Annotated in this window: 23 protein-coding genes and 3 tRNA genes; 21 read left to right on the forward strand and 5 right to left on the reverse strand. The window is 41.3% G+C overall.

Annotated elements, in window-relative coordinates:
• Positions 1-52: 52 nt before the first annotated feature.
• Both JMN32_RS19310 and JMN32_RS19315 read right to left on the reverse strand, forming a co-directional pair.
• Positions 53-1,294 carry a hypothetical protein gene (locus tag JMN32_RS19310; protein WP_238354548.1) on the reverse strand — a complete coding sequence of 414 codons (1,242 nt, stop codon included), beginning with the start codon at positions 1,292-1,294 and terminating at the stop codon, positions 53-55.
• Between the two features lie 44 nt (positions 1,295-1,338).
• Positions 1,339-2,355, reverse strand: coding sequence for an App1 family protein (locus JMN32_RS19315; protein WP_202858013.1), 1,017 nt, complete (start codon positions 2,353-2,355; stop codon positions 1,339-1,341).
• Between the two features lie 163 nt (positions 2,356-2,518).
• Between JMN32_RS19315 and JMN32_RS19320 the strand changes: the two genes are divergently transcribed.
• Entirely contained in the window at positions 2,519-3,508 is a 990-nt protein-coding gene (locus tag JMN32_RS19320; protein ID WP_202858014.1) for an SAM-dependent methyltransferase, read from the forward strand.
• A 21-nt stretch (positions 3,509-3,529) separates the two neighbouring features.
• On the opposite strand, the gene JMN32_RS19325 is transcribed toward JMN32_RS19320, so the two are convergent.
• Positions 3,530-5,272, reverse strand: coding sequence for a WCX domain-containing protein (locus JMN32_RS19325; RefSeq protein WP_202858016.1), 1,743 nt, complete (start codon positions 5,270-5,272; stop codon positions 3,530-3,532).
• Between the two features lie 42 nt (positions 5,273-5,314).
• The gene (locus JMN32_RS19330; protein WP_202858017.1) at positions 5,315-5,719 is read right to left on the reverse strand and encodes an endonuclease domain-containing protein; all 405 of its coding nucleotides are present in this window, start codon (positions 5,717-5,719) and stop codon (positions 5,315-5,317) included.
• Between the two features lie 239 nt (positions 5,720-5,958).
• Between JMN32_RS19330 and JMN32_RS19335 the strand changes: the two genes are divergently transcribed.
• From JMN32_RS19335 to JMN32_RS19355, 5 genes are all read left to right on the forward strand, one after another.
• Positions 5,959-6,030 (forward strand) — tRNA-Pro (locus tag JMN32_RS19335).
• Positions 6,031-6,043: 13 nt separating this feature from the next.
• A tRNA-Tyr gene (locus JMN32_RS19340) sits at positions 6,044-6,127 on the forward strand.
• The gene (locus JMN32_RS19345; protein ID WP_202858018.1) at positions 6,095-6,286 is read left to right on the forward strand and encodes a hypothetical protein; all 192 of its coding nucleotides are present in this window, start codon (positions 6,095-6,097) and stop codon (positions 6,284-6,286) included. The genes JMN32_RS19340 and JMN32_RS19345 overlap by 33 nt, the downstream gene beginning before the upstream one ends.
• A gap of 287 nt (positions 6,287-6,573) precedes the next feature.
• Positions 6,574-6,639 (forward strand) — tRNA-OTHER (locus JMN32_RS19350).
• Between the two features lie 365 nt (positions 6,640-7,004).
• Complete coding sequence (locus tag JMN32_RS19355; protein WP_238354549.1) at positions 7,005-8,111, forward strand: slipin family protein; 1,107 nt, start codon at positions 7,005-7,007, stop codon at positions 8,109-8,111.
• A 75-nt stretch (positions 8,112-8,186) separates the two neighbouring features.
• On the opposite strand, the gene JMN32_RS19360 is transcribed toward JMN32_RS19355, so the two are convergent.
• Positions 8,187-8,918, reverse strand: a complete 732-nt coding sequence (locus JMN32_RS19360; RefSeq protein ID WP_202858019.1) for an SDR family NAD(P)-dependent oxidoreductase — start codon at positions 8,916-8,918, stop codon at positions 8,187-8,189.
• 165 nt (positions 8,919-9,083) lie between these two features.
• Between JMN32_RS19360 and JMN32_RS19365 the strand changes: the two genes are divergently transcribed.
• From JMN32_RS19365 to JMN32_RS19435, 15 genes are all read left to right on the forward strand, one after another.
• Positions 9,084-9,620, forward strand: a complete 537-nt coding sequence (locus JMN32_RS19365) for a 3'-5' exonuclease (protein WP_202858020.1) — start codon at positions 9,084-9,086, stop codon at positions 9,618-9,620.
• A 153-nt stretch (positions 9,621-9,773) separates the two neighbouring features.
• A complete protein-coding gene (locus JMN32_RS19370) occupies positions 9,774-11,195 on the forward strand; it encodes an RtcB family protein (RefSeq protein WP_202858021.1) in 1,422 nt (473 codons plus the stop codon).
• A 2-nt stretch (positions 11,196-11,197) separates the two neighbouring features.
• The gene (locus tag JMN32_RS19375) at positions 11,198-11,977 is read left to right on the forward strand and encodes a nucleotidyltransferase domain-containing protein (protein WP_202858022.1); all 780 of its coding nucleotides are present in this window, start codon (positions 11,198-11,200) and stop codon (positions 11,975-11,977) included.
• Positions 11,974-13,032, forward strand: coding sequence for a nucleotidyltransferase domain-containing protein (locus JMN32_RS19380; protein ID WP_238354550.1), 1,059 nt, complete (start codon positions 11,974-11,976; stop codon positions 13,030-13,032). Before JMN32_RS19375 ends, JMN32_RS19380 begins: the two co-directional genes overlap by 4 nt.
• Before the next feature lie 130 nt (positions 13,033-13,162).
• The gene (locus tag JMN32_RS19385; protein WP_202858023.1) at positions 13,163-17,623 is read left to right on the forward strand and encodes a T9SS type A sorting domain-containing protein; all 4,461 of its coding nucleotides are present in this window, start codon (positions 13,163-13,165) and stop codon (positions 17,621-17,623) included.
• Between the two features lie 148 nt (positions 17,624-17,771).
• On the forward strand, positions 17,772-18,650 hold the full coding sequence (locus tag JMN32_RS19390) for a helix-turn-helix domain-containing protein (RefSeq protein WP_202858024.1): 879 nt from the start codon (positions 17,772-17,774) through the stop codon (positions 18,648-18,650).
• Positions 18,651-18,734: 84 nt separating this feature from the next.
• A complete protein-coding gene (locus JMN32_RS19395; protein ID WP_202858025.1) occupies positions 18,735-19,322 on the forward strand; it encodes a sugar O-acetyltransferase in 588 nt (195 codons plus the stop codon).
• 12 nt (positions 19,323-19,334) lie between these two features.
• The gene (locus JMN32_RS19400; RefSeq protein WP_202858026.1) at positions 19,335-20,405 is read left to right on the forward strand and encodes an alpha/beta hydrolase; all 1,071 of its coding nucleotides are present in this window, start codon (positions 19,335-19,337) and stop codon (positions 20,403-20,405) included.
• 7 nt (positions 20,406-20,412) lie between these two features.
• The gene (locus JMN32_RS19405; RefSeq protein ID WP_202858027.1) at positions 20,413-20,880 is read left to right on the forward strand and encodes a (R)-mandelonitrile lyase; all 468 of its coding nucleotides are present in this window, start codon (positions 20,413-20,415) and stop codon (positions 20,878-20,880) included.
• 10 nt (positions 20,881-20,890) lie between these two features.
• The gene (locus JMN32_RS19410; protein ID WP_202858028.1) at positions 20,891-22,090 is read left to right on the forward strand and encodes an NAD(P)-dependent alcohol dehydrogenase; all 1,200 of its coding nucleotides are present in this window, start codon (positions 20,891-20,893) and stop codon (positions 22,088-22,090) included.
• A 104-nt stretch (positions 22,091-22,194) separates the two neighbouring features.
• A complete protein-coding gene (locus JMN32_RS19415; RefSeq protein WP_202858029.1) occupies positions 22,195-22,569 on the forward strand; it encodes a cyclophilin-like fold protein in 375 nt (124 codons plus the stop codon).
• 5 nt (positions 22,570-22,574) lie between these two features.
• Entirely contained in the window at positions 22,575-22,976 is a 402-nt protein-coding gene (locus JMN32_RS19420) for a (R)-mandelonitrile lyase (protein WP_202858030.1), read from the forward strand.
• A complete protein-coding gene (locus JMN32_RS19425) occupies positions 22,969-23,355 on the forward strand; it encodes a DUF2255 family protein (RefSeq protein ID WP_202858031.1) in 387 nt (128 codons plus the stop codon). The genes JMN32_RS19420 and JMN32_RS19425 overlap by 8 nt, the downstream gene beginning before the upstream one ends.
• A gap of 42 nt (positions 23,356-23,397) precedes the next feature.
• A complete protein-coding gene (locus JMN32_RS19430; protein WP_202858032.1) occupies positions 23,398-24,441 on the forward strand; it encodes an NAD(P)-dependent alcohol dehydrogenase in 1,044 nt (347 codons plus the stop codon).
• 251 nt (positions 24,442-24,692) lie between these two features.
• Positions 24,693-25,724, forward strand: coding sequence for a COX15/CtaA family protein (locus tag JMN32_RS19435; RefSeq protein ID WP_202858033.1), 1,032 nt, complete (start codon positions 24,693-24,695; stop codon positions 25,722-25,724).
• Positions 25,725-25,949 lie beyond the last annotated feature (225 nt).

A 25,949-nucleotide genomic window follows, 5' to 3' on the forward strand; every position in this document is an offset into this window, starting at 1 on the left:
ACCTAATGCCGGAATAGTCCCGGCATTAGGTACTTTTCAATAGAAAAATAAATTAATCAATTATTTCTGAATTTGATACGGATATGTCCGTGTCGCTATGCATAGAAATATCAGGATACACGGGGTACCAGGAGCCCCCCTTATTATTTCTGATTGTAGATTCGTCAATAACGATATTGCCTGTATGGTTATTGGTTACGAAGAAAATAGCTGCGCCATAAGCATTTACTTCATTTTGTTCAATCAGAGATCCAAATATACTGAGAGTCATTTGATTACCGTCATTATAAATGGCGCCGCCACTTCCGCCACCAGGAGTACCTGCTTCTGCGGGGTTACCCCCATTGCCCACAGCTGTATTGTGCGAGAAGAGTGAATTGATGATTGTCCATGAAATACCAATACTACTGATTGCACCGCCGTTAGACCCAGAATTGCCATACCCCTCAGCGCCACCAAACGTGCTGTTTACTACATATACCGGCTGGTCCTGAAACTGGTCAAAAACCCGGATAGCTCCACCGCCAACATCGGGACCGGTAGACGCGCAGATGTTATTGAAAAAGCGACAGTTAACAATTTTAAGTCTGCCCCCTCTGGCCCAGATGGCGCCACCACCACTATATTCGGTATCTGCAACGGAATTGCCATCCGCAAAGGTTATATTCTGTACGGTCAGTCTTGGGTGGTCCTGGTCCTGACAATGTGAAGTTGTCCAGTGCAGGTCCTGATCACAAGTATTCATATAAAGTATCCTTCTCACACCACCGCCACTCAGTGTTACAAGCCCGCCTCCGTCTATGACAACTTCATCATTGGCATCATTAAATATTTTGGCAGTTTCAGGCAAGGTGATGGTAATAGGTTCCGATCCACAGTCAAAAACTATTTTACCCCCCTTGGCAATAGCATCTACTACCACCTGTCCTGTACAGCTTTCAGGTGTACCATTTCCAACCTTATGATCGGGAGAAGATACATCTTCCGGAGTAGCTGCATTGGGTATGACGTATGACGCTCCTGGATTACCTGCAGGAGGTCCATCGGCAGGATTGGCCAGAGGATTATGAATAGGGGCAGTGCCCGACTCGTCATCACTGCAACCGGTTAAAGTGGTAATTACGTACAGGCACATCAAAACTTTAAGCAACTTTATAGACAACGACATTTGCTTATAGCTTCTTTTCATGCTGGAATATACCATCAAATCATAGAATTGCAAAACAGCAAACTGTGCATAGTCCGTTGTGGGTAAAATAAAACACTTTTCCCGATCAGGGAATTGCCTAAACATGTTTCCTTATCTATACACCGATTACCGTTTCCGGTCACTGATCACTAAATTTTATCAATATATCCTTGCCGTTTTGCATGTTCTATAGCTTCCTGCTTTTCTCTGATAAGTACCACGTTAATATCTGTATTAGCTTCAATTAAACTTTCAACTCGTCTTATAAGCGATTGCTTTTTTACAGCCCGGATGTATATGGAAAGGATTTGACCCGGGAAAGTTCTGGCTATTTTAAGATAAATGTCAGCATCTATTTCGGCCGCATCTCCAATGAGGATAAATGGGGTGGACGGATAAGTTTCTATGATGTGCTTTACTTTCATATACTTATTACCTTCCATAAAAGACTTCCTTTTAGGCCAGCTAATACCAATATCTCTTAGCAGTACCGGACCTTGAGGAAATTCGTATTTCTTAAGGAAAGCACATAGGTAGTCATGAATATTCCAGGGACTGTTAGAAAGGTAAAAGAATGGATTGGTGGCAAATCCCGACTTTCCTTTATGCAGTAGTTTGTAGAATTCCTGTGCACCTTCTAAGGGCATGCGGTTGTGGCTATGTCTAAAGAGAGAGTTGACCAGTAATTTCCATTTTAAAGTGGAAGAAACTCCGGTTTGTATAACGGTGTCGTCAAGATCACTGATAACACCAAATTCAGCTTCCGGTGCGGGCTTCATTACCTGGGAAGTTATCTGATGGATGATGTTGGAGCCCTCCATGAGTTGAAAGGTAACAGGTATCCAAAGCGTTGTCTTATGATGAAACTCCTGTTGCAAAGGCTCGTTCAGGTAGATATAACCCTCTTTATCAGAAATAAAGATTTTCTCCTGATCACCCCATGTTACTTTTACTCTGGCACCTTTTTTCTCATCTGATTCAAACCGCTTAAAAGAGTTCCAAAGATTTCGAAGAGCGGAATCACTTGCAGAGTGTTTGATGCCCTCATCCTCCAACACACGTGCCTGAGCATGTATCATCTCATCGTTAGCATAGCCCCCATAAGGCATAACGATAACAGGGTCCTGCCATTTAAACAGTTTTGAGAAATATTCAGATACAGCCATATAATTTTCTAACGAGGTAAAAGTAGTAAAATCTGAAATTCATTAAGCATGAAATAAGCTTGAGTTACCGCAGCTTAAGTGCCCCAATACCAGCGATTACTCGTATTAGTCACAAAAATTGTGTAAATTCTGACCAACAATCTTTACCTAACCATAAACACCTATGAACACAAACCAAGACCTTGGCACCAGGGCTACTCAAATCAATAATAAATGGCCCATTTTAAGTGAAAAGGACGGACAAGTGTGGGATAGGAAAATGGAGATGGACTTCACTTATACCAGCATAGATAAGTTCATAAGAATAAGCCTTGGCGAAAATGCCCATTTTAGCAATGCAATGTACAATGGTGATTATACGTTGTCACTGGAAGAAGCCCAAATTAGAAAATACGAATTTGTAGCCGATCAGCTAGGCATTGAACGAGGTTGCAGGGTGCTCGATTTGGGATGTGGCTGGGGAGGCTGGCTTAGACATATTCAGCAAACAATAGGGGCCAGAGGCATTGGAGTGAACCTTTCAGATGGCCAGGTACAAGCTTGCCGTGAGCAGGGGCTTAATGTTTTCCTTAAAGATAACCGATATATTAAACCTGAGGATTTTGGTGTTTTTGATGCCGTTACAGCTTTTGGGAGTTTTGAATATGTATCATCGGTAAAAGACTACCTCAATGGTCAGCAGGATGAAGTTTATGATGATTACTTCCGGCATGTCTCCAACTTGCTTGATAAAGGAGGTAGATTCTACATGCAGAGCATGACTTTCGAGAAGAACATGATCCCTTACGAAGATATTCATATCGAAGCACCGCGAGATTCAACTCGCTATCTGCTGGCACTATTGTTTAATCATACGCAGAATTCATGGGTGCCCTATGGACATCAGCACATCATCAGAATGGCTGAACCTTACTTCAAAAACATATATTACAGCGATGGCAGACTGGATTATGTTCAGACGAATAAGGAATGGACCAAAAGGTTTTACAGGTTTGAGCTGAAAAAATATATGTGGCTGGCTTCTTTATTACCCAAGCTACTTGTTGATAATGAGCTTCGTCATCAATTAGCCGTTCTCAGGGTAAGGCCTAGTCAGGTATGCTTCGAAAGGGAGGTGCTAGGTCACGCCAGACTGGTTTTTGAGAAGAGGTAGACACCCTTGTTCTGTTGTCGGTTAATCAGGGTGTACTACTACTGACTTCTCTGCCCATTCCAACCCACCGGGCAATTCTTTTGAGTTAAACTCCAGATGAATTACTCTTCTGTTTCTGTTATTGGTAGTTTTTGAAGAAGCGTGTAGAAGCAGGGGTTTCATGATATGTATCCCTCCAGACATTACCTCGACCGTAGAGGCAATGCTATTTCCGGTAACCAGTTCTATTTCGTGATCATTAAGAATTTTGTTGTGCGAACCCGCCAATACCTTTAACGCTCCATTTTCTTCAGTTGCATCATCGAGATGAACACGTACCGTAACGGTGTTAAGCAAAATTTCCTCCGGAGGTACTACTCCATAGTGGTCCTCCTTTTTGGTCCAGCCACTGAAACCATCTACTTCTGTCTTTTCGACAACATTGATGGTTTTGTCTTGATGCCATGTCACGTACCAGTTAGACTGAGGTGGTTTATTGAAGAACAGAGCTTTGGTCAGAAACAGATTCTCATCAATATTTGATAAGATCGTTTTAAGATTTCTGTTAAGCAGAAATACCTTTAGCTCAGGTATCTTATTCAGTAAGTTTCTGATAGCATATACCTTTCCATTTTCTAATTCATTAATCGATTTGTAATGATGTAGAAGAGAGCCCATTTTGGATAATTCCTTGCGGGTATATACATGATTAGTCATAACAGTGCCCCTGGCTTCGAGCTTTCTACCAAAGTGTTTGACCCTGCTTTTGTTTAATTCTGTATTGTAAAGATCGCTGGCATGCGCTAACCTTTCTTTTATCCTTGACCTTAAGCGTGATGGAGATATTACCTTTATATAGTCGCCAAATCCCAGAATCTCTCTTTCTAATTCAAAATTATGCTGAACCTGAAGTGAAATAACAACACCCTGACCATTTTTCTCCACCATTTGCTGACTATGATGGATAGGCTTGGTGAGTACATACGGAGCGTTAGAGTGTTCAATTAATAGCATCACTTCCTGAGGCTCTTCTCCGCTATTTACGCTCACACCGACTACATCTTTAAAGAAATTTATAATAGATGCTTCATCAAAAGGCATGCAGGATTTATCCGAATCATTAATTTCTTCAATCCGGTCTAGTGCCAGCAGCAGGAATGTGTCTTTACTTTTCTTTTTACCTAATACAAACCACCTGTTTCGAAACTCCTTTAGCAGGGCAGGGTGAAAGATAAAGGTGTTAGAACTGCGGGCTTTAAAGGATTGATAAGTCAGTTCAATGCACTTTTTGCTACTAATTGCCTGATATAAGGGGTCTATATATTCAAGCCCTTTCAGGTTTTCATTTTTCTCTATGTCAATTATAGGGCGTTCTTTGGTTTTGCTAACATGTATTTTGTCTTCCAGTTTTTGCACCATTCCACTTAACTCCTGAAAATGAGTAAAGCCCTTGAACTGTTTCAATATATCGACTACTTCGGTTAGCTTTCCAAGATCCTGATCAGTAAGAGGAATATTCGTAATGGAATAATCAGGATCCTCATAAGTATAATATTTCTTATCCTTAACAATTATAGGGGCATGATAACCAAGCTTGTCACTACGCATCATTTGTATGTCCATTTGAACTGTCCTTCGGCTCACCCCCTTGTCAATACCTTCATATTCATATAGCGCTTCAGAGCAGGCATCGATTAAATCTTCAAGAGTCCAGAGCCTGTACCTGTTTCTAAGACAGTTGTCTATGGTTTTATAGCGAACTAATGCATTTCTGTTTACTGGCATAATTTAATCTGTTTTTTTGATCATCTCACCTAAATCCTCTCCTCAAGGAGAGGACTTGCTCCCTTCTCCTTGAGGAGAAGGGCTGGGGATGAGGTGCTTCCCAATCTCCTCCAATACCCAACTCATCTTTTTCACTACCTCATCATTACTAAATCTAACTACATGAACCCCCAATTCCTCAAGCACACGAGTCCTTTCAATGTCGTATTCCATTTGCTGAGGATCCTCATGATATCCTCCATCCACTTCTATAGCCAAAAGACACTGATGACAGTAAAAGTCAATTATGAAAGCCGATATAGGGTGCTGTCTTCTGAATTTAAAGCCCTTCAACCTCCTGTTCCTGAGTTGCATCCACAATAGTTGCTCAGCAAAGGTTAATTGCTGTCTGTTTTCTTTAGCATTTCTAAAGTCGTTGCCGCTAGCACCTGAATGTAAATTATTCATAATTAATGTATTAACACCTCACCTAAATCCTCTCCTCAAGGAGAGGACTTGCCCCCTTCTCCTTGAGGAGAAGGGCCGGGGATGAGGTGCTCCAAAAAATATTTTCATAAAAAAAACAAAATAATATTTACTGCGCAAAAAGATTGCGCATCACCCCTTCAACTTTGAACCATCAATAACGCACAAGGATACAAAAACATGTGCAAGATGCCCCCCGACAAACGGTCGGGGGAAATAAACTGAGAAGATAACGGTGGTTGTTTACCTGCCTTGGACGCAGGAGGTCGCAGGTTCGAATCCTGCTTCTCAGACATTGAAATTATTGGGGATGCGCCGACGGAGGAGAGTCGGGCCAGACTGTAAATCTGGTGCTTTATGGCTGAGCAGGTTCGAATCCTGCCATCCCCACAAACTCTCTCTAGCATAAAAGGAAGTGCTGCGGTAAAAGTTAGACGTAACCGTGTATTATCCGGAACATGCCGTTTAGGGCAAGCCCTTAAATGGACAGAATTTGCAGAAGCACCGAAAAACCACTCGGAGAAGTTGAGTAGGGAAGCGCATTTATAGCCGGATGAGTCCCTAAAGGGAAGTCCCGGTTCGAATCCGGGGAGAGAGGCAACAGTGCCATTTGGCAATAGTAAGTTCTTTAAAGTATCAAAAATATTGTTCCTGTTAGGAACTAAAAATCTTCCCCTAAAGGGAAGCACGAAAAAAACAGAAGGTGAGAGACCTGATGAGAGTTTCTGTATGGCTCCATAGTATCCTAAGGTAAGAATTGGGATATGCTACTCCTCCCGATGTTGTTTTTCGCACGCTTGATGTCGAGGGTTCGAATCCCTCTTTCGGGTAATACCGGAATAACTCAGTTGGTTAGAGTACAAGCCCTTTGTAATGTGGGTTCGAATCCCACTCTCAATCCGTAAAATTGAGATAGTGTAATGGATAACACACCGGATTTAGGTTCCGTTTGAAGATGCCAACTTCTGAAAATGGCTCTATTAAAAAAGCAGAAGAAGCCAGGCTGGCAAAATGGTGTTTCGACACGATGGCGCAGTTCTGATGATGTTACGAAATTATGAGGATACCGTTTGATACGAATCCACTGCTTTTCTTGAAGTTGACCTTAAAAGTAAGTGAAGTCCATTTTGGGCAGATCAGAAAAAAGTGTTCCCTTAAAGAAAACCAAGGAATTTAATTCAAACTCAATGATGATTCCACGTGAGAAGAATGGTCTGACTTTAACTGCTTTTTATTTTAAATGAATATGAATGAATAAATATATAAGATGATGAAAAGGATTAGAATTAATGTTGGAAAAATAGGTTTAATCTTCAAAAATGGAGATTACAGAAGGGTAGTAACAGAAGGTAACTATTGGATTACTCCATTTGAAACAGTTGTGCAATATGATCTGTCCAAGCCGTTCTATCCTTCCATCGAACTTAATTTGCTTTTAAGAGACTCGGAGTTGGCTCGTCATCTGCAAATAGTGGATGTTGGTGATAATGAAATAGTATTGCAGTATGAGGATGCGAATTTCAAAGCTGTATTAACACCCGGGAAGTATGCTTTCTGGAAGGGGGTTGTTGAGTACTCTTTTGTAAAAGCTGATTTGAGCAAAATCGAGATCACTGAGGCTATAGACCTATTGGCTATTAAGCGAAGAGAGCTCGTGCCTTTTGTTAGGGTTTGTAAAGTCGAATCCTTCGAAAATGGTGTGCTTTTCGTAGACAATAAAGCAGAGAAGGTCCTTGGACCCGGAGAATATTACTTTTGGAAAAATGCCAAAGAAGTATCCGTTTCAAAGGTAGATCTGAGACAATTGCAATTGGAAGTTTCAGGTCAGGAGATACTGACAAGAGATAAGGCTGCCCTGAGGGTAAACTTTTACGCGCAGTATAAAGTCACTGATGTCACTAAGGCCGTAGTCGAAAATAAGGACTTTCAAAAGCAGTTGTATGTGTTCATGCAGTTTGCCCTAAGGGAGTATATAGGTACTTTGACTTTGGATGAATTGCTTGAGAGCAAGGAGACTATTAGTGAGCATGTAATGAACTCCTTAAAGGATAAAGCAGAAGGGCTGGGGGTTGTTATCAAAGGCTGTGGAGTGAGAGATATCATATTGCCCGGTGATATGAAAGAGATCATGAACCAGGTATTGATTGCTCAAAAGAAAGCTCAGGCCAACGTGATCACCAGGAGAGAAGAGACGGCTTCAACCAGAAGTTTGTTAAATACAGCAAAGCTTATGGAAGAAAATGAGATGTTATTCAAGCTCAAAGAGATGGAATACGTTGAGAAGATTGCTGAAAAAATTGGAGAGATCACCGTATCCGGAAACGACCAGGTAATCAACCAGTTAAAAAGAATATTTACTCCGGGAGCCAAGTAGAATTCTGAAGGTGTTTGGAATATGACATGACAGGGCATGCCAGTTCAAGACACCTTCATTGATGTCAGGCTTATTTTAGTTATGATCTAAACTCACACCACTGATCTCTTTGCAAATTTCAATCAGTGTTTCCTGTGATTGCATTGAGTCTGAATCCGGATGGGCCTGTTGTAGTTTTTGGTGATAAAAATACTGCCCTGAAACCAATGCCTCTTTATCCCGGCTCGATGCTAACCACACCTGAGTTTCATAGCCCTTTTGCAAATTGTCGGGAGCTTGTGGGCCACCCATTTTGGTGGGCACCCAACCTGGATCTACCGCATTGACATAGATGTCTGGGTATAGCCTTGCAACGACCTTTGTGAGAGTGGTTAAATGTAGTTTAGAGTCGGAGTAATTGATATGCCTTATATCTTCAGTGTTTAGCAAAGGTCTGCCATTTTTATGCATACTTGAGCTTAGGTAGATCAGTCTTTGTGGTAAGTCAACCAATGCCGTAAGTACATATGGAGCCAACACGTTAACTGTGAAAAACTCATTTCCCTTTCCTGAATAAATTCCTGCATTATGAATGATCGCATCAAACTTTTCAAATGTATTGAGTTTATGAGCCAATTGCTTCACTTCTTCAACGTTAGAAAGGTCGGCTGTCAGTATTTCGGTAACATGGGCCAATTTATCCTTTACCTCTTCTGCCCTTGATGTGTTTCGCGCATGGGCGTACACCTGATGTCCTTGAGAAATAAGAGCCTGGGCGCCCAAAAGCCCTAAACCATCAGCAGAACCGGTGATAAATATTTTTGCCATAATTTTTCAATATTTTAAAGTTTACAATTGCCTCACTATATAACACAATTGAGATTTGAAAATCAAATTCAACCAGATTTGGATGAAGAAAAGGTACTTTACCTTAAAAGAAGGTTTAACAGGGTAGAGGTTACCCGTTTTGAAGAAATTATCAATTTAGAATAAATGAATTACATCATATTTGATTTAGAGTCTACCTGTTGGAAGGAAAAGTCAGGTAGAATTAGAGAAATCATAGAAATAGGAGCTGTTAAAGTAGACAGTGACCGAAGCATCATATCAGAATTTAATACTTTTATCAAGCCCGTTATAAATCCCAGGCTTTCAGCTTTTTGTCAGGAGCTTACTTCCATTAGCCAGGATGATATTGATCAAGCCGAAATGTTTCCGCAAGTGATCAGCGATTTTCAGACATGGGTTGATCTTGAAATACCATATGTACTTTGTTCATGGGGATTTTACGACAGAACGCAATTGAAGGCCGATTGCTCCTTGCACGATGTTAATGCCCTGTGGGTTGACAGTCATATCAGTTTAAAACATCAGTTTGCTGAGATGAAAAAGTTGAAAAGGCCTATTGGCATGAAAGCAGCCCTAACCCATGAGGAGATTAAGTTCTCGGGTACCCATCATCGTGGTATCGATGATGCTCGAAATATAACACAGATATTTCTGAAGAACTTTGAGCAATGGAAGTATTGACACTACTGTACCATAATTAATGGTCCCCCGACAGGCACTTTTCCGAAATGCACTGGCTGATAAAATGCGGTTATTAGATACCCTGATTTATAAAAACTTAAAATAATTTCAGCTACGCAAAAACACTGCGCACATGCATCTTTACTTTGAGTCATGGAAAAGATTAAAGCAAATATTACAGGAAAGGAATTACTTGAATTAGGGTACCCACAAGGAAAAGTAATGGGTGTGGCTCTGGAAGTTGCGGCACAGCATTTTGGAGGTTGCGGTATAGAGGAAACCTACAGCGTGCTAAAATCAGTGCTGTTAAAGCCAGATAACTTTGTTCATGATGAGAAATTGTCTGCCATTGCTCATGAGCTATTGAAACCAAAAGATGAGGTGCTGCCGCTAAGAGATACCCCGGATCTTTATAAAGTATACGGAGCGGAGGGAATTGAGCAGGGCGCTGTAAACCAAATAGAAATGGCTATGAGGCTACCTATTGCCAAAGCAGGCGCCTTAATGCCTGATGCACATCAGGGGTATGGTCTTCCCATAGGTGGTGTACTGGCTACGGAAAATGCAGTAATTCCCTATGGGGTAGGTGTAGACATTGGTTGCAGAATGTGCATGACGATTTATGATATTCCTGAAAGCATTCTGTCTGAGAGAAAAGAGGATTTGAAGCAGATGTTAATCAGGAACACCAAATTCGGAAGAGCAACCTTTAGCAAACCCAAAGACCATGAAGTGCTGGAAAATTCATTGTTTAGAGAAATTAAGCTCATAGAAGGCTTAAAAGACAAAGCGGCAGCGCAGATCGGCTCTTCAGGGGGTGGTAATCATTTTGTAGAGTTTGGTATTACCGAAATTGAAGATCCTGATAATGAGTTTAAACTGCCTGTGGGTAGATACCTGGCTTTGTTATCACATTCTGGTTCACGCGGGTTTGGAGGGGCCATTGCCCAATACTATACTAAGCTGGCTATGAGTAAATGTAAACTGCCACATGAGGCACGTCACCTGTCATGGCTTGATCTGGATACCGAGGATGGGCAGGAGTACTGGCTGGCTATGAATCTGGCCGGAGATTATGCATCAGCCTGTCATCATCAAATCCATGAGAGAATGGCGGTTGGTCTGAGAGCTACTCCGGTAGCAATGGTGGAGAACCACCATAACTTCGCATGGAAAGAGAAAGACCTTCAGGGCAATGAGATCATTGTGCATAGAAAGGGTGCTACGCCAGCAGGTAAAGGTGTACTTGGGATCATTCCCGGCTCTATGACTGCCCCAGGATATATTGTAAGAGGTAAGGGAGAAGAGTCATCCATTAATTCAGCTTCACATGGAGCAGGCCGTGCCATGTCAAGAACAAAAGCAAAGAATAGTCTTGATAAACAGGCAGTAGCTCAGCATATCCGGACGGCAGGTGTAGAAGTGATTGGGTCTGGTATTGACGAGGCTCCTATGGCCTATAAGGATATCAAACAAGTTATGGAGTCACAAAAGGACCTGGTTGATGTTGTAGGCTCATTCCAGCCAAAAATTGTAAGAATGTGCGGTGACGAAAAATTTCAGGAGGTAGACTAAATATGGAAACTTTAATAAAGCAGAAGCTTAAAGAAATAGAAAGACAAAAAGGGGTGAAGATACTCTATGCCTGTGAGTCAGGTTCGAGGGCATGGGGTTTCCCTTCCCCTGACAGTGATTATGACGTGCGTTTCATCTATACCCATGATCTGGATTGGAATCTATCCATCAGAAAAAGGAGAGATACCATAGACCTGCCGGTTAATGATTTGCTTGATATTGGTGGCTGGGAAATAGGGAAGGCGTTGGGGCTCCTATGGAAGTCTAACGCCCCACTTTTAGAGTGGATACAGTCTCCCATAGTTTATTATGCTGATGATGCATTTATCAATAGGTTTCGCCAGTTGAGTCCGTATTACTTTTCACCGATAGCCGTTATGCATCACTATCAAAGTATGGCTAAGAAGTATTTCGAAATGTGTTCTGAACAAAGTGAGGTAAAATTGAAAAAGTACTTTTACGCGTTAAGAGCAGCAATGGCAGGAAAGTGGATAAGAGAAAAGCGCTCAATGCCTCCAATTCAATTACCCACGATGCTTGAATTAACAGATAAAGAGCTTTGCAAAAAGATCCATGAATTAATTGATGTTAAATCTTGCCAAAGTGAAGGTTATACTCACGCCTTCGAACCATCGATAAATGATTTTTTAACAGAGACTATCCAGGAAAATGATCTCATAGCCAATCAACTACCTTCAGCTAAGGGCGATTTTGACTTACTGGATGAGTTTTATAGAGAAGTTGTTAAGCATGCTGGAATGGAGGAGCAATATCAGGTATGATGACTATTGAAGACTTGAGACAAAAGGACCTGATCATCTATGAATGTCTGAGTGGCAGCCATGCCTACGGGTTGTCAACTCAGGATTCAGATGTTGACATCAAAGGAGTATTTATTCTCCCGGAAGATCAATTCTTCGGGTTGAGCTACGTAGATCAGGTAAGTGATGAAAAGAATGATACCGTTTATTATGAACTGAAGAGGTTCATAGAGTTGCTATCCAAAAGCAACCCCAATATTCTGGAGTTACTATACTCACCGGAAGATTGTATTATCAGCATGCATCCATTGTTTGCTTCCTTGAGGCAATATAATTTTCTCTCCAGGCAATGTAAAGACAGTTTTGGTGGATACGCCATGACTCAGATAAGGAAAGCAAAAGGACTGAATAAGAAGATTCTGAACCCTGTTGAAAAGAAGCGAAAGGGTGTGCTTGATTTTTGTTTTGCCATTTACGGACAAGGATCAGTAACATTGAAAGAGTTTCTTAACCAACATGGGTGTAGCCATGAGGCTTGTGGGCTGGCAAAGATTCCTCATATGGCGGATACCTACGGTTTATATATCGGGAGCGGTGAGTTTAAAGGAGTAGTTAATGGGGAGAATGCCAATGACATCACTTTGAGCCATATTCCGGTAGGTATGGAGCCTGTAACTATTATGTCATTCAATAAATCAGCGTATTCATCATATTGTAAGGAGTATAAGGCCTACTGGGAGTGGGTTGAGAGGCGGAATGATAAAAGATACAGAGGAACTATGAGTCATGGCATGGGGTATGATGCAAAAAATATGATGCATACACTTAGACTACTTAATATGTGTGAAGAGATAGGAAGGTTGGGGCAGCTGAATGTACGAAGGGAAGACAGGGAGTACCTCCTTAAAGTGAAAAATGGTTATTGGAGTTATGATGATCTAATATCGTCAGCGCAAATCAAAATCGACCAGATTGAAAGATGCTATCAGGACTCTGACTTACCCGAATTTCCGGACGTTAGCAAACTCGACGCCATCCTCATTAATATGCGTAAACAATTTTATAATATTAAATAACTAAGGGGATAATAATCTTACCTGCAATTCATCCGGCAATACTATTTATATACCGAATAAAATTTCGAATAAATGTTAAAAAACCTTACATTGTAATTTAAAATTTTATAATAATTTAATAATCGCCCCCTTGCCTAGATCAATTATTAAAACCCCATATTTGCTGGCCATTTTGGCAGCTTTAGCTTTGTTTGGTTGGTTTACAACACGAGACTATTTTACTCAAAATCAATCAAAACATATTCATGTAACATTAGATAGAAAATCTAACAAAATTGCTAAAAAAGATAGAATTGACCTGGCTATGCGTCAGGAATTCGACATGACCCGCGACCCGAAATTGGAGTATATTCCAAAAGCCAGATTAAAGAAGGCGCAGGAGTTCAGAGAAAGCAAGATCCGTAAAGCAAGAAATTCACAAGCTAAAATATCAGGAGTGACCTGGACCGAGCGTGGTCCGGATAACGTGGGAGGAAGAACAAGAGCCTTAATGTGGGATCCTAATGATGCCGGTAATACCAAAGTTTGGGCTGGTAGTGTAACCGGAGGCCTTTGGTATAATGATGATATTACCAGCTCGGCCAGTACATGGCAGAATGTAAGTGATATGTGGAATAACATTTCCATTAGCGCCATTACATATGACCCTAACAATACTGATATTATGTACCTGGGTACCGGGGAAGGCCATGTTATAGGTTCTACCAGAGGTGAAGGTATGTATAAAAGTATTGATGGAGGTAGCACATGGACACATATGACGGCTTCCAATGGCTTTTATGCTACAGATAATGACTTCCACTATGTCAATGATATTATAGTTAAAAATGAAGGAGGTTCGAGCGTTATTTATGTAGCCGTGCAGAACAGCGTCAATGAATATACCTATCATGGCTATTCAGCTTCCGGAGAGCAAGGCCTGTTCAGGTCCACAGACGGAGGGGTTAATTTTACTCAGGTATTGCCCAATGTTCCATCTCAAAGCTACACCTATAATGTTGCCGATATCGAATTAAGTGCCTCAGGAAGAATATTTGTAGGAACTACATCGGATGTATATTCATCAAGTGGTGGTGGAAGGATACTATACTCAGATAACGGAACTACCTGGGCTACGGCCTACAACCCGGGATCTGGTAGAAGAGTAGAACTTGCCTGTGCACCTTCCAATGCCGGTATTGTTTATGCCATAGCCTCTGACGGCAATAATGTCGGCTGGATGGTTAAAACTACGGTAGGAGATCAGGCTAGCCCGACTATCTGGTCATCTTTGACTGTTCCAAGTTATACTGCTCAGAGCTGTAATAGCTCCTCTGAGGACTTTACAAGAGGCCAGGCATGGTATGACTTGATTATGGCCGTTCATCCCACCGATGCCAATACGGTAGTTATAGGTGGAATAGACCTGTACAGAAGTACGGACGGCGGCAACAATTTTAGCCTGATTTCATATTGGACTGGAGGTTGTGATACTTACGTACATGCCGACCAGCACATGATTCTTTTTAACCCTAATTCAGTGGATGAAGTGATTTTTGGTAATGATGGAGGGGTGTTTTATTCAGCAGATTTAACAGCCGGAAACCCATCTATAAGTGCCAGGAATAATGGTTATAATGTTACTCAGTTCTACGGAGCAGCCATTCACCCTACAGCAGGCACTAATCACTTTCTAGCGGGTGCTCAGGATAATGGCTCACATAGGTTTGGAAACGCCGGCATGAACTCAACAACTGAAGTTTCAGGAGGAGACGGTGCTTACTGTAATATCGATCAGGATGAGCCTAACTATCAATGGACTCAATATGTATACAATAATTTTTACAGATCAACCAACGGGGGTACATCATTTTCCGGAATTTCTGAGTTTGGTAGTTCGACAGGTCGATTTATCAATCCCAGCAGGTACGATGATACCAATAACATTATGTACTCGGCTGCGGGTACTGATCAAATGCTCAGGTGGAGTAATGCCCAAACTGGTAGTACCGGAACATTTGTTACACTTAACAGCTTAGACGGAGGGCAGATCTCTGCGATTACAGTTTCTCCAAATACTTCTAACAGGTTATTTGTGGGCACTGGAACAGGAGTTGGAGCTGGTCCTGGCGGAAAAGTGTATAGAATTGATAATGCAAATATGTCAGGGCCTCGAACTGCTACTGATATTTCGAGTAGCAGCTTCCCGGCTAATAGCTATGTTTCGTGCGTTGAAGTTGAGAACGGGGATGATAACCATATTTTAGTAGTATTCAGTAACTACGGTGTTAGCAGTATTTGGGAAACAGTCGATGGAGGTACTTCGTGGACAGAAGTAGAGGGGGACCTGCCTGATATGCCTGTACGCTGGGCGCTGTTTCACCCTTTGGATAATAATGCGGCCATTATTGCTACTGAATTAGGGGTATGGACCACCAGCAACCTCAACGGAGCCAGTACTACATGGGGTCCCGCGGATTCAGGCTTCCCTAATGTAAGAACCGATATGCTTCAGCTCAGAGCTTCAGATAATGAAGTGATTGCTGCCACTCATGGTAGAGGGTTGTTTTCAAGCAGTAGCTTTGCAACGGCGCCGACCTCCAATCCTGAGATATCATTCCTGACTGCCTCTACGGTAGATACAGAAACCTCACAGAGTGCAGCGCAGTTAGGTGATTGTCGTCCGTACAAAGACCACACTATTACCATGACTATAGCTAATCCGCCAACCGGTGATGCTACTGTAACATTAAGCCTTGGTGTAAGCACTAGTGCGAGCGAATGGGATGACTTTGTTTTTACTACAAACGGTAATTTTACATCTGGCGGTAAGTCAAGTACGTTACTATTTGCTGATGGAGCAACTGACAGCAAGACTTTTACCTTGCGTGTTTATGATGACGGAAGTGTAGAGAGTGCTGAAGTGGTGGAATTTGAGTTTGCTATTACAGGCTCCACTAATGCTATTAAGTCATCTACCAAGACCACGCATACATTTACTATCAATGATAACGACGAAGTTCCTGGTTTTGCTGGAACATTCGCTCTTTTGGAAGAAAACTTTGAGGGAGGAGCAACACCATCGGGCTGGACAGTAGCCGAAGCAAAAACCAGTGTTAACGACTGGAGAATTGATACAGAGAATGCTATCACCGGAACCTATAGTGCACATGTAAGTAGTAATGCTAATACAGGTAGTTATAATATCAATGATGATGCAGAGGCATATCTTATCACGCCACTAATTGATGCTTCAGGTTATACCGGTTTAAGCTTAAGTTTTAATTATAAGTGCAATGGTGAATACTCCAGTTCAACCTACTGGGACTATGGTATGTTGGCCTATTCTTTTAATGGATCAAGCTTTACTCCATTCGGTTCGGAATTTCAGGGTGTTACTTCTGCAACAGCCTTTCAGACAGCACTTCCGGCAGATTTAGAAGGAACATCATTCTATTTGGCATTTGTATGGATAAATGATACCAATACAGGAAGTGATCCAGCTTTTGTGGTTGATGATGTTAGTGTAACGGCAACGGGCACTACCATTGCTACCACGCTAAACTATGCCTCGGAGCAGTATCTGGGACCTAATGAAACTGTGATGTTCTATGATGAAGGTACTGGTGAACTACTGGCCAAAATAGAAAATACCTCCAGCCACGATTATGGATGTACAACCATCTCAATTGACCGGTCGGGAACAGGAACCAAAGAGTTCTGGAGCGCAGATGTTAGCGAGTATTTGATGGATAAAACGGTATTCGTATCTCCGGCTAATAATAATATCAGTGGTACATACAACATAACACTTTACTATACTCCGACCGAAGTTAATAGCTGGATTGCATCTACAGGGAAGACGGTTGTTGATTTGAAACTAGCTAAAGTAAATGTTTCTATTAACGATATTAACTCCTCATCTTCAGGATCTTATAATCCAGAATTAGGCTTGTCTAATTCTGCAGTAGCCTTCGGCGATGGTTATGCTATTACTTCATCATTCACTACTGGTTTCTCCGGATTTGGTGCCGGTGATCCCGGTGCGCCACCACTGGCTTTGCCTATTAAACTCCTTACTTTTGAAGCCGAACCTGTTGATGGTAACGTGGATCTAGTATGGACTTCTGCAGCTGAAAGCAACTCCGATTATATAGAAATAGAGCATGCAACTGATGGTAAGAATTTCAGCAAGATCGGAAGGGTAGAGGCAGCAGGAAACTCGACAGAAAAAAACAGTTACGCTTTCATGCATAAACATGTTGGGTATGGTAATCATTATTACAGACTTAAAATGATAGATGTTGACGGTAGCTATGAATACTCCTGGGTGGAAACTGCTTTTCAGAAGGCTGCAGATTTCAGTCTTGTTAAGCTATATCCTGTACCCGTTGCAGATGTATTAACGATCAATTACAACTCTGATAATAGTGAACCTGTTACCTTCAGACTGATTGATAATGTTGGAAATACAGTATATATGATGAAAGCCAATGCCAAACCCGGATATAATATTACATACATTGATAGCCAACGGTTGAATAGTGGTATATATGTGTTGTCGGCTACCAATAAAGGCAGGCAGATCAGCCAGCGCATAGTAATAAGGTAAATTACTGAATTAAATTTCTTTGCAATAATAAAGCAGAAGTCAAGGCTGTTACCGAAAGTGACAGCCTTAAATTTTTACACAAAGAAAAACTTCCTGGATCAAACAATTGTTTTTCACAAAGAATGTTTGATTTTCTTAATATTGCACTATGACCGTCAAGACAGAAAGATCAGTTTCCGAGTTTAACAGTGAACTTAAGCTAAAAGGCTTTAATGCTTTTCAGATTGAGCGTGATGGCAACGCTATGAAAACTTACAGCCGTAAAGATTTTTATAAGATTTGTTTAACTACGGGAGAAAGTAGGATCCATTATGCCGACCGCAGTTTTGAGCATGAAGGAACTGTTTTGTTTTTTGGAAACCCCCACATTCCTTATTCCTGGGAAACGGTCTCCAGGACATATGTAGGCTATACCTGCCTGTTTTCCGAAGATTTCCTAAATCAGTCAGAACGGACTGAAAGCATTCTGCAGTCCCCCTTGTTCAAGTTAGGAGGTACACCTATTTTAAGTATTAATGAAGAGCAACGGGAGTTTTTAAATGGAATCTTTCGCAAGATGATAGAAGAACAACAGACTGATTATTCCTTTAAAGCTGACCTTATACGAAATTATATCCACCTGATCATCCATGAAGCCCTTAAAATGCAGCCTTTGGAAAATTCTGACCAACATAGAAATGCTGCTTCACGTTTAACCTCAGTATTTCTTGAACTCCTGGAAAGACAATTTCCTATTGAGAGTTCTGATAGTCCTCTGCGCTTAAGAACGCCCCAGGATTATGCCAATGACTTATCAGTACATGTAAATTATTTAAACAGAGCAGTTAAAGATGTAACCGGAAAATCTACATCTACCCATATTGCTGAGCGAATTTTGAGTGAGGCAAAAGCATTGCTACAACACACCAATTGGAATATCAGTGAAATAGCCTATTCTTTGGGGTTTGACTACCCTACTTACTTTAATAACTTCTTTAAGAAACTAACCAATACTACTCCAAAAGCCATGCGCATGCAGAAGGTTTGAATTTCTTAAGTTTTGATTTGATAATCATTAACTCTCGAGGTATTGCATTAAATACCTTTGTTAAACATTATCAAATCAAATCCAATGAACAAATCAGAAAGAAAAAATGCAATTGGTAATGATATCTTTGAGAGGCTAAGATCCGGAGTGCCAATTCCCATGAATGATCCCCAGTATAGCAGGATCAGGGAAAGGGTAAACCGCACCATTAAGCTCTCAAACCTGCTCAACGCGTCGTCAGATGTAAACGAAATTCGTGCACATCTGAGCGAGATAATTGGTAGTAAGATAGATGAAAGTACCACTGTTTTCACTCCTTTTCACACCAACTTCGGTCGGCACATTACTTTAGGTAAAAATGTATTTATTAACCACGCCTGCAGTTTTTTGGACTTGGGTTGTATTACGATAGAAGACAATGTAATGATCGGACCAAGGGTAAATATTACCTCCGAAAACCATCCTGTAGAACTATCTGAGCGAAGGACATTGGTTCCGGATGCAGTAGTTATCAGACGAAATGTTTGGATTGGGGCTGGTGCAACAATTCTCCCTGGAGTTACGGTTGGTGAAAACGCTGTTATAGCAGCAGGTGCCGTGGTAACAAAAGATGTTCCTGCCAATACAGTTGTAGGCGGAATACCAGCTAAGCAAATAAAAATAATACCATAAAAATTAAACAAAATGAATTATCCGAAAATTATTATAGCAGGATTCCTCACACTATTGGGGCAAGCTTGCGCGGAGACACAACAAAATAACGAACCAAAAAAAACAGTTGAAATGGAACAAGCTATTCAAAAAGATTATTTGACATTCACATTAAGTGATAATGTCACTATGGAAAAAGTGCAGTACAAAAACAGGTATGGAATAACTGTTGCGGCACATTTATATCTTTCTAAAGATATTGACAAGACTAAAAAGTACCCTGCCGTAATTATTGGGACACCTTATGGAGGTGTAAAGGAACAGGGAGCTGGTATTTATGCTCAGAATATGGCTGAGAGGGGATTCGTAGCCATGGCCTTTGATGAGTCATACAATGGAGAAAGTGGCGGCGAACCTCGTAAAGCTGCTTCTCCTGATGTTTTTGTTGAAGATTTTAGTGCCGGAGTTGATTTTCTTGGCACACATCCCAATGTAGACAGAGAAAAAATTGGTGCTATTGGCATTTGTGGTAGCGGCGGTTTTGCAATTACAGCAGCACAGGTAGATACCCGAATTAAGGCTATAGCTACTACAAGTATGTATGACATAAGCCGTTTGAATCGTAAGGGCTTTGTGGACAGCATGACCGAGGAGCAACGTAAGGAAACTCTAAAACAGGCTAGTGAACAACGTTGGAATGATTTTGAAAGCGGTGAGTATGCGCAAACCCCGGCATTCCCTGAGCAACCACTTCCGGGAGTCCCAGAAGGACTGGATCCTGTAACCAGTGAATTTTTTGAGTATTATGCTATGGAAAGAGGATTCCACCCTCGGGCAACCGGTAGTTTTACTGTTACCAGCAGCTTGGCCTTCAATAACTTCCCAATGATGGGCGATATCGAAAACATTTCACCACGTCCGATTCTTTTCATCATGGGAGAAAATGCACATTCAAAATTTTACACTGAAGATGCGTATGAAAGAGCCGCTGAACCCAAAGAACTGGTTGTGATACCAGGAGCAAGGCATATAGACTTATATGACAAAGTAGATATGATCCCTTTTGATAAACTGGAGTCTTTCTTCACTGAAAACCTAAAATAAGCAGATCATGAGGTACGTAGTTACATCGTTGATCTTTGCCTTTGGCTTACTCTGCGGTTGTCAGAAACCAGCAGAGGATAAGCTGGAGGCAATATTTCCCCAAGGGCAAAAAGGGCCAGCTGAGTATTTTACCGGCAATGCTTACAACTATGGGTTAGTACCTATGGACTCTACCTATACCACCCTTGTGGGAAATGTCTTTTTTGAGCCGGGTGCCAGAAGTAACTGGCACACCCACCCCGCTGGTCAGATCCTGATCATTACGGCAGGAAAAGGTTACCACCAAATAGAAGGAGGGCCTATTCAGGTTTTAAAAAAAGGTGATGTGGCTAAATGCCCCCCAAATAAAAAACACTGGCATGGTGCCAGTCCGGATACCGGAATGCAGCAACTTTATATTGTACCGAATACTGAAAAGGGAGTGGTCAACTGGATGGAACCGGTGTCGGATGAACAATATCAGAATATAAATTGATAGGAACACTATGGAATTACCAAAAAACAAATATGAAGGTAAAACCTCCAGGAGGACCTTCATCCAGCAATCCGCAATGGCGGGTGCAGGCTTGGCACTAACCAGTCCACTACAACTATTCTCTCAGCCAGGACAGGAGCAAAGCAAGAGTAAAAATATAAAGGCAAGAGGGTATGCTGCAAAAGACTCATCAGGAAAACTTAGTCCCTGGGAATTTGAACGCAGACCTGTAGGCGATGATGATATATTGATCGATATCAAATATGCTAGTATCTGTCATTCAGATATTCACCAGATGAAGGGACATTGGGGACAACAGCAATACCCACAGATACCAGGGCATGAAATCGTAGGAGTAGTCGCCGCTGTTGGTAAAAATGTCACCAAATTCAAGGTAGGAGACCGCGCCGGAGTCGGTTGCATGGTGGATAGTTGCATGGAATGCGAAAGTTGTACTCATGGAGAGGAGCATTTTTGTGATAGGGGAGAGACCGTATTTACTTATGGATATCCGATGGAGTTAGAACCAACAGGTATTTCCCAAGGCGGATATTCCAATAGAATAGTGGTACGTGACCATTTTGCCGTTCACATACCGGATCACATTAGCTTTAAAGAGGCTGCACCACTATTATGTGCCGGTATTACCACTTATTCACCACTAATGAATGCGCAAATCAAAGTTGGCGATAAAGTAGGAGTAGCAGGTATTGGTGGTTTGGGGCATATGGCAGTGAAACTGGCCGTATCTAAAGGCGCAGAAGTATATGCGTTCACTACTTCTCCTGATAAGGTTGAGGACATTAAGTCATGGGGAGCAAAAGAGGTGATTGTCGTGGGGGCTGATTTCAAAAGCATGCAGGCGTACAATAAGAAGCTGGATTATATGATCTGTACTATTCCTTACCAATTCAATGTAGCACCGTACATAGCATGTGTAAAGCCATATGGCTCGTTTACTTATGTGGGAATGCCAGAGGGTTTTGAACTCTCTTATAACAACCTGGCCCTTGCTGCCAGCAGGGTTAATTTCAATTCTTCTTTGATCGGAGGTATCCCCGAAACACAGGAAGTGATCCATTACTGTGCAGATAATAATGTCAAGCCAGAAATACAGGTGATAAAAGCGGCAGAAATTAACAATGCGTGGGAAAAGGTTGTAAATAAAAAAGCCCGCTACAGGTATGTAATTGACGCGGCCACTTTCTAGAGATTGTAGGTTCTATGAAGGCACCCTTAATAACTATATTTTTTGTTATGGCGCTGGGGATTTTTGCCAGTTGCCAGCATAAGCATGTTAAAAAACCGAATAATATGAATACAGATATGCTAACAAGCCAAATAAAAATTATTGTTGGTTCACAAGTATTCGAAGCAACATTGTACGATAACCCTACTTCACTTAGTTTAATCGAACAAATGCCATTTACGGTTGAATTGGAAGATTATGCCGGCAAGGAAAAGATTTTCCATCCCATTGAAACCTTGAGCAAAACAGGAGCTCCAAAAGGGGCTGACCCTAAGGTTGGAGATATTATGTGCTATGGCCCTTGGGGAAATATTGCCATTTTTTACAAAAATGTCGGATATGCAAGCGGTCTTATCCCTATGGGGCAAATGAATGACATTGATGGGTTTGTGAAAGCTTTAGCCTCAAACTCATCTGCAACTTTTAAAGAAGATAAGTAAAGAATATGGAAATAGTAAAAAACGGTAAAATGGATTCCATAAAAGGACCGGAAGACTGGTTTACAGGAATGGTTAGAATTGATCCCTTATTTGGAAAAAGGGAGGAAACCAAAGGGGCAGGAGCTCTGGTAACTTTTGAACCAGGAGCCAGAACAGCATGGCATACACATCCGGCCGGCCAAACCTTAATTGTACAATCCGGGGTAGGCTGGGTGCAAAGAGAAGGAGGCCCGATAGAAGAAATCCACCCTGGCGATGTAGTGTGGTTTGAGGCAAATGAAAAACATTGGCATGGAGCATCACCCAACAAGGCTATGAGTCACATTGCCATTCAGGAAGAGGTAGATGGAGAAGTTGTAACCTGGATGGAGAAAGTTTCAGAAGAACAATATTCTAAAAATGGATAACATTTCTAATACATTAACAAAAGGGGAAGTTACACTTATTGCTCAAAAAGATGACTTCCATATTGCCCCCTTAAGAGCGGATGGTAAGACATTCGGCACTCCTACATGGATTTGGGCTGTAGAAGTAAATGGAGAGCTTTTCGTACGGGCATATAATGGCGTCAGATCCAGCTGGTATCAGTCAGCCATAAACCAGGGGGCTGGCAAAATTAAAGCAGCCGGATTAGAGAAGGCTGTTCGCTTTAAACCAGTGAGCGGAAGCATTAACGAAAAGATCGATGAAGCGTATCGTCAAAAGTACAGCAGTAGCCCTTATCTCAGTGCTATGATCAGTGAGAGGACCAAAGCTGCTACTGTTCAAATTTTGGCGGGACATTAAAAGGAACAACTGTAAAACAATAAAATATATTAGTCAAAAGAAATGGGAGTAACGCAAACGAAAGCCTATGGAGCGGACTCGGCAGAAACGCCGATCCATGATATGGAGATTAAGCGCAGAGCGCTTTTATATAATGATGTTGAAATTGAAATTTTATATTGTGGTATTTGCCATTCCGACCTGCATGCTATTAAAAATGACTGGGGAGGAACAACCTACCCCATAGTTCCGGGACATGAAATTGTAGGTAAAATCACTAAAACCGGAGACAAGGTTACTAAGTTCAATGTAGGTGATCTGGCAGCTATTGGCTGTATTGTAGATAGTTGTGGGAATTGTCAACATTGCCACAATAGTGAGGAAATGTTTTGTGAAGAAGGTTGGACTGTAGTCTTTAACTCACCCGACAAACACCTGGGAGGAATGACTTACGGGGGCTTCTCTAAAAGCATAGTAGCAGATGCCAATTATGTGCTGAAAATGCCAGATTTTGACGATCTTGCGGCTGCTGCACCCTTACTATGTGCAGGAATTACCGTATACTCTCCACTCAGACACTGGAACGCGGCTCCGGGTAAGAAGGTGGGAATCATCGGTATTGGCGGTCTTGGACACATGGCAATTAAAATAGCCAAAGCAATGGGAGCGCATGTTACTGTTTTTACCACAAGTCCTGATAAAATGGCAGACGCCCAAAGACTTGGCGCTGACGAAGCTGTATTATCCAAAGACGCTGAGCAAATGAAATCACAGAAGGGATTTGATATGATATTGGATACAGTTTCAGCCAAACATGACATAAATATGTATATCAATACTTTGAAAGTGGATGGCAGTCTAGTGCTTGTAGGTTTACCTAATGAGCCTTTGGAAATTGGAGCCTTTAATGTTGTACATGGCCGTAAGAGTTTGGCAGGTTCAAATATTGGAGGTATCGCAGAAACCCAGGAGATGCTGGAGTTTTGCAAAGAACATAATATCACAGCAGACATTGAACTGATTCAAATCAGTGAAATTAATGAGGCAATGGAAAGGTTGGAAAACAACGATGTGAAGTACCGCTTTGTAATTGATTTAAAATCTTAATTAGCAATGAATGGACACTTGGTGATCACATATGATGCACTGAGTGTCCTGTTTTTGTTAAGCGCTGCTGAAAATCATCAACACCGATTTTACCACATACCTATCACCCTATCTTTTGTACCTGCCAATTAAAACCTTATAGTATTTCTATAGGTTAACATTATCCGGTAAAGGGCAGTCAAAAACATGATTCTAGTCATAAATTTCGCAACCCATATATACGATCATTGCGAAAAATTAAACATAAGACAATGACCGGAAACCATAAAATTGCCGTTGTAAACTGGTTGTATTCGGGACTTTTTCTTGTCGTAGCCATGGTTGTGATCGGCGGAATAACCAGACTCACTGGATCAGGCCTGTCTATGGTCGAATGGCAAGTAATTTCAGGTGCCATCCCTCCGTTAAATGCTGAAGAATGGGAAAAAGCATTTGACGCATACAAACAGTTTCCTGAGTATCAGAAGATGAATTATCACCTTACTTTATCAGGTTTTAAAGGTATTTTTTGGTGGGAGTATTCGCACCGTTTGGCAGGCAGAATCACTGGATTAGTGTTTATCATTCCTTTTATATACTTTCTCTGGAAGAAACGACTTTCCAAACTAGAAATCAAAAATCTCATATTTATACTATTCTTAGGTATTCTACAGGGAGCCATGGGCTGGTTTATGGTCAAAAGCGGACTGATAAACAACCCTCATGTGAGCCATTTCAGGTTAGCTGCTCACCTCAGTTTGGCTCTGTTATTAATCGGGTCAATTCAATGGCTGATCCTTAAAATCAAATACCCAGACCTTAAAGGTCTTATTTGTTGGGAAACTATCAGGTTCCCCTTAGCAACACTCTGTCTCTTACTCATTTTTATCCAGGTTGTACTAGGAGCATTTGTTGCCGGTCTCAAATCGGGGTATTACCACAATACATTTCCTCTAATGAATAGCCAGCTCATTCCTTGGGATAGTTTTGCTAGGGGCGACCTGTGGGATAATGGTTCCTTCGTTCAATTCCTTCATCGCTGGTTTGCCTGGATAGTTTTTGGTGTTGTGGTAGCTACATGGCTAAAAATCAGGACAGGGTATTGCACCCTTCGAGTAAGGAAGTACTCAAACTACTTGATGCTGATGGCTCTTGTTCAGGTTATCTTGGGTATCTCAACTCTTATTCTCGCTGTACCACTCAGTCTTGGAGTTGCACATCAGATAACTGCAGTGATTCTATTTAGTCTATCGCTAACATTGCTTTATCATGTAAGGCACTGCGGTGAATTTGCCTTTACCTGAGTTAATTTTTGTTTGCAACATATTGATATTTAAGTTTTTAAATATGATATTTGAGCTTAGGATCAAGAATCACTTCAGAATTTTAGTGGATTCTATAAAGCCACTTTTGTTTAATAATCAGTATTCAAATTTTAACAAATATCATTTGTAATGGCTTAATGCCTTAGTAGACAATTGTTATGCAATAGTTTGACAATAAGTCGTTACACTGTCAATAATGAAAAA

The sequence above is a fragment of the Fulvivirga marina genome, assembly GCF_016775155.1.
Taxonomy (GTDB): domain Bacteria; phylum Bacteroidota; class Bacteroidia; order Cytophagales; family Cyclobacteriaceae; genus Fulvivirga; species Fulvivirga marina.

Excerpts from the sequence above, each read along its gene's own strand:
- JMN32_RS19435 (WP_202858033.1), top strand. The coding sequence starts at position 24,693 with ATGACCGGAAACCATAAAATTGCCGTTGTAAACTGGTTGTATTCGGGA.
- JMN32_RS19390 (WP_202858024.1), top strand. The coding sequence starts at position 17,772 with ATGACCGTCAAGACAGAAAGATCAGTTTCCGAGTTTAACAGTGAACTT.
- JMN32_RS19325 (WP_202858016.1), bottom strand. The coding sequence starts at position 5,272 with ATGCCAGTAAACAGAAATGCATTAGTTCGCTATAAAACCATAGACAAC.
- JMN32_RS19315 (WP_202858013.1), bottom strand. The coding sequence starts at position 2,355 with ATGGCTGTATCTGAATATTTCTCAAAACTGTTTAAATGGCAGGACCCT.
- JMN32_RS19430 (WP_202858032.1), top strand. The coding sequence starts at position 23,398 with ATGGGAGTAACGCAAACGAAAGCCTATGGAGCGGACTCGGCAGAAACG.
- JMN32_RS19375 (WP_202858022.1), top strand. The coding sequence starts at position 11,198 with ATGGAAACTTTAATAAAGCAGAAGCTTAAAGAAATAGAAAGACAAAAA.
- JMN32_RS19405 (WP_202858027.1), top strand. The coding sequence starts at position 20,413 with ATGAGGTACGTAGTTACATCGTTGATCTTTGCCTTTGGCTTACTCTGC.
- JMN32_RS19380 (WP_238354550.1), top strand. The coding sequence starts at position 11,974 with ATGATGACTATTGAAGACTTGAGACAAAAGGACCTGATCATCTATGAA.
- JMN32_RS19310 (WP_238354548.1), bottom strand. The coding sequence starts at position 1,294 with ATGTTTAGGCAATTCCCTGATCGGGAAAAGTGTTTTATTTTACCCACA.
- JMN32_RS19415 (WP_202858029.1), top strand. The coding sequence starts at position 22,195 with ATGAATACAGATATGCTAACAAGCCAAATAAAAATTATTGTTGGTTCA.
- JMN32_RS19345 (WP_202858018.1), top strand. The coding sequence starts at position 6,095 with ATGGCTGAGCAGGTTCGAATCCTGCCATCCCCACAAACTCTCTCTAGC.
- JMN32_RS19320 (WP_202858014.1), top strand. The coding sequence starts at position 2,519 with ATGAACACAAACCAAGACCTTGGCACCAGGGCTACTCAAATCAATAAT.
- JMN32_RS19410 (WP_202858028.1), top strand. The coding sequence starts at position 20,891 with ATGGAATTACCAAAAAACAAATATGAAGGTAAAACCTCCAGGAGGACC.
- JMN32_RS19395 (WP_202858025.1), top strand. The coding sequence starts at position 18,735 with ATGAACAAATCAGAAAGAAAAAATGCAATTGGTAATGATATCTTTGAG.
- JMN32_RS19330 (WP_202858017.1), bottom strand. The coding sequence starts at position 5,719 with ATGAATAATTTACATTCAGGTGCTAGCGGCAACGACTTTAGAAATGCT.
- JMN32_RS19355 (WP_238354549.1), top strand. The coding sequence starts at position 7,005 with ATGATGAAAAGGATTAGAATTAATGTTGGAAAAATAGGTTTAATCTTC.
- JMN32_RS19370 (WP_202858021.1), top strand. The coding sequence starts at position 9,774 with ATGGAAAAGATTAAAGCAAATATTACAGGAAAGGAATTACTTGAATTA.
- JMN32_RS19360 (WP_202858019.1), bottom strand. The coding sequence starts at position 8,918 with ATGGCAAAAATATTTATCACCGGTTCTGCTGATGGTTTAGGGCTTTTG.
- JMN32_RS19365 (WP_202858020.1), top strand. The coding sequence starts at position 9,084 with ATGAATTACATCATATTTGATTTAGAGTCTACCTGTTGGAAGGAAAAG.
- JMN32_RS19425 (WP_202858031.1), top strand. The coding sequence starts at position 22,969 with ATGGATAACATTTCTAATACATTAACAAAAGGGGAAGTTACACTTATT.
- JMN32_RS19400 (WP_202858026.1), top strand. The coding sequence starts at position 19,335 with ATGAATTATCCGAAAATTATTATAGCAGGATTCCTCACACTATTGGGG.
- JMN32_RS19420 (WP_202858030.1), top strand. The coding sequence starts at position 22,575 with ATGGAAATAGTAAAAAACGGTAAAATGGATTCCATAAAAGGACCGGAA.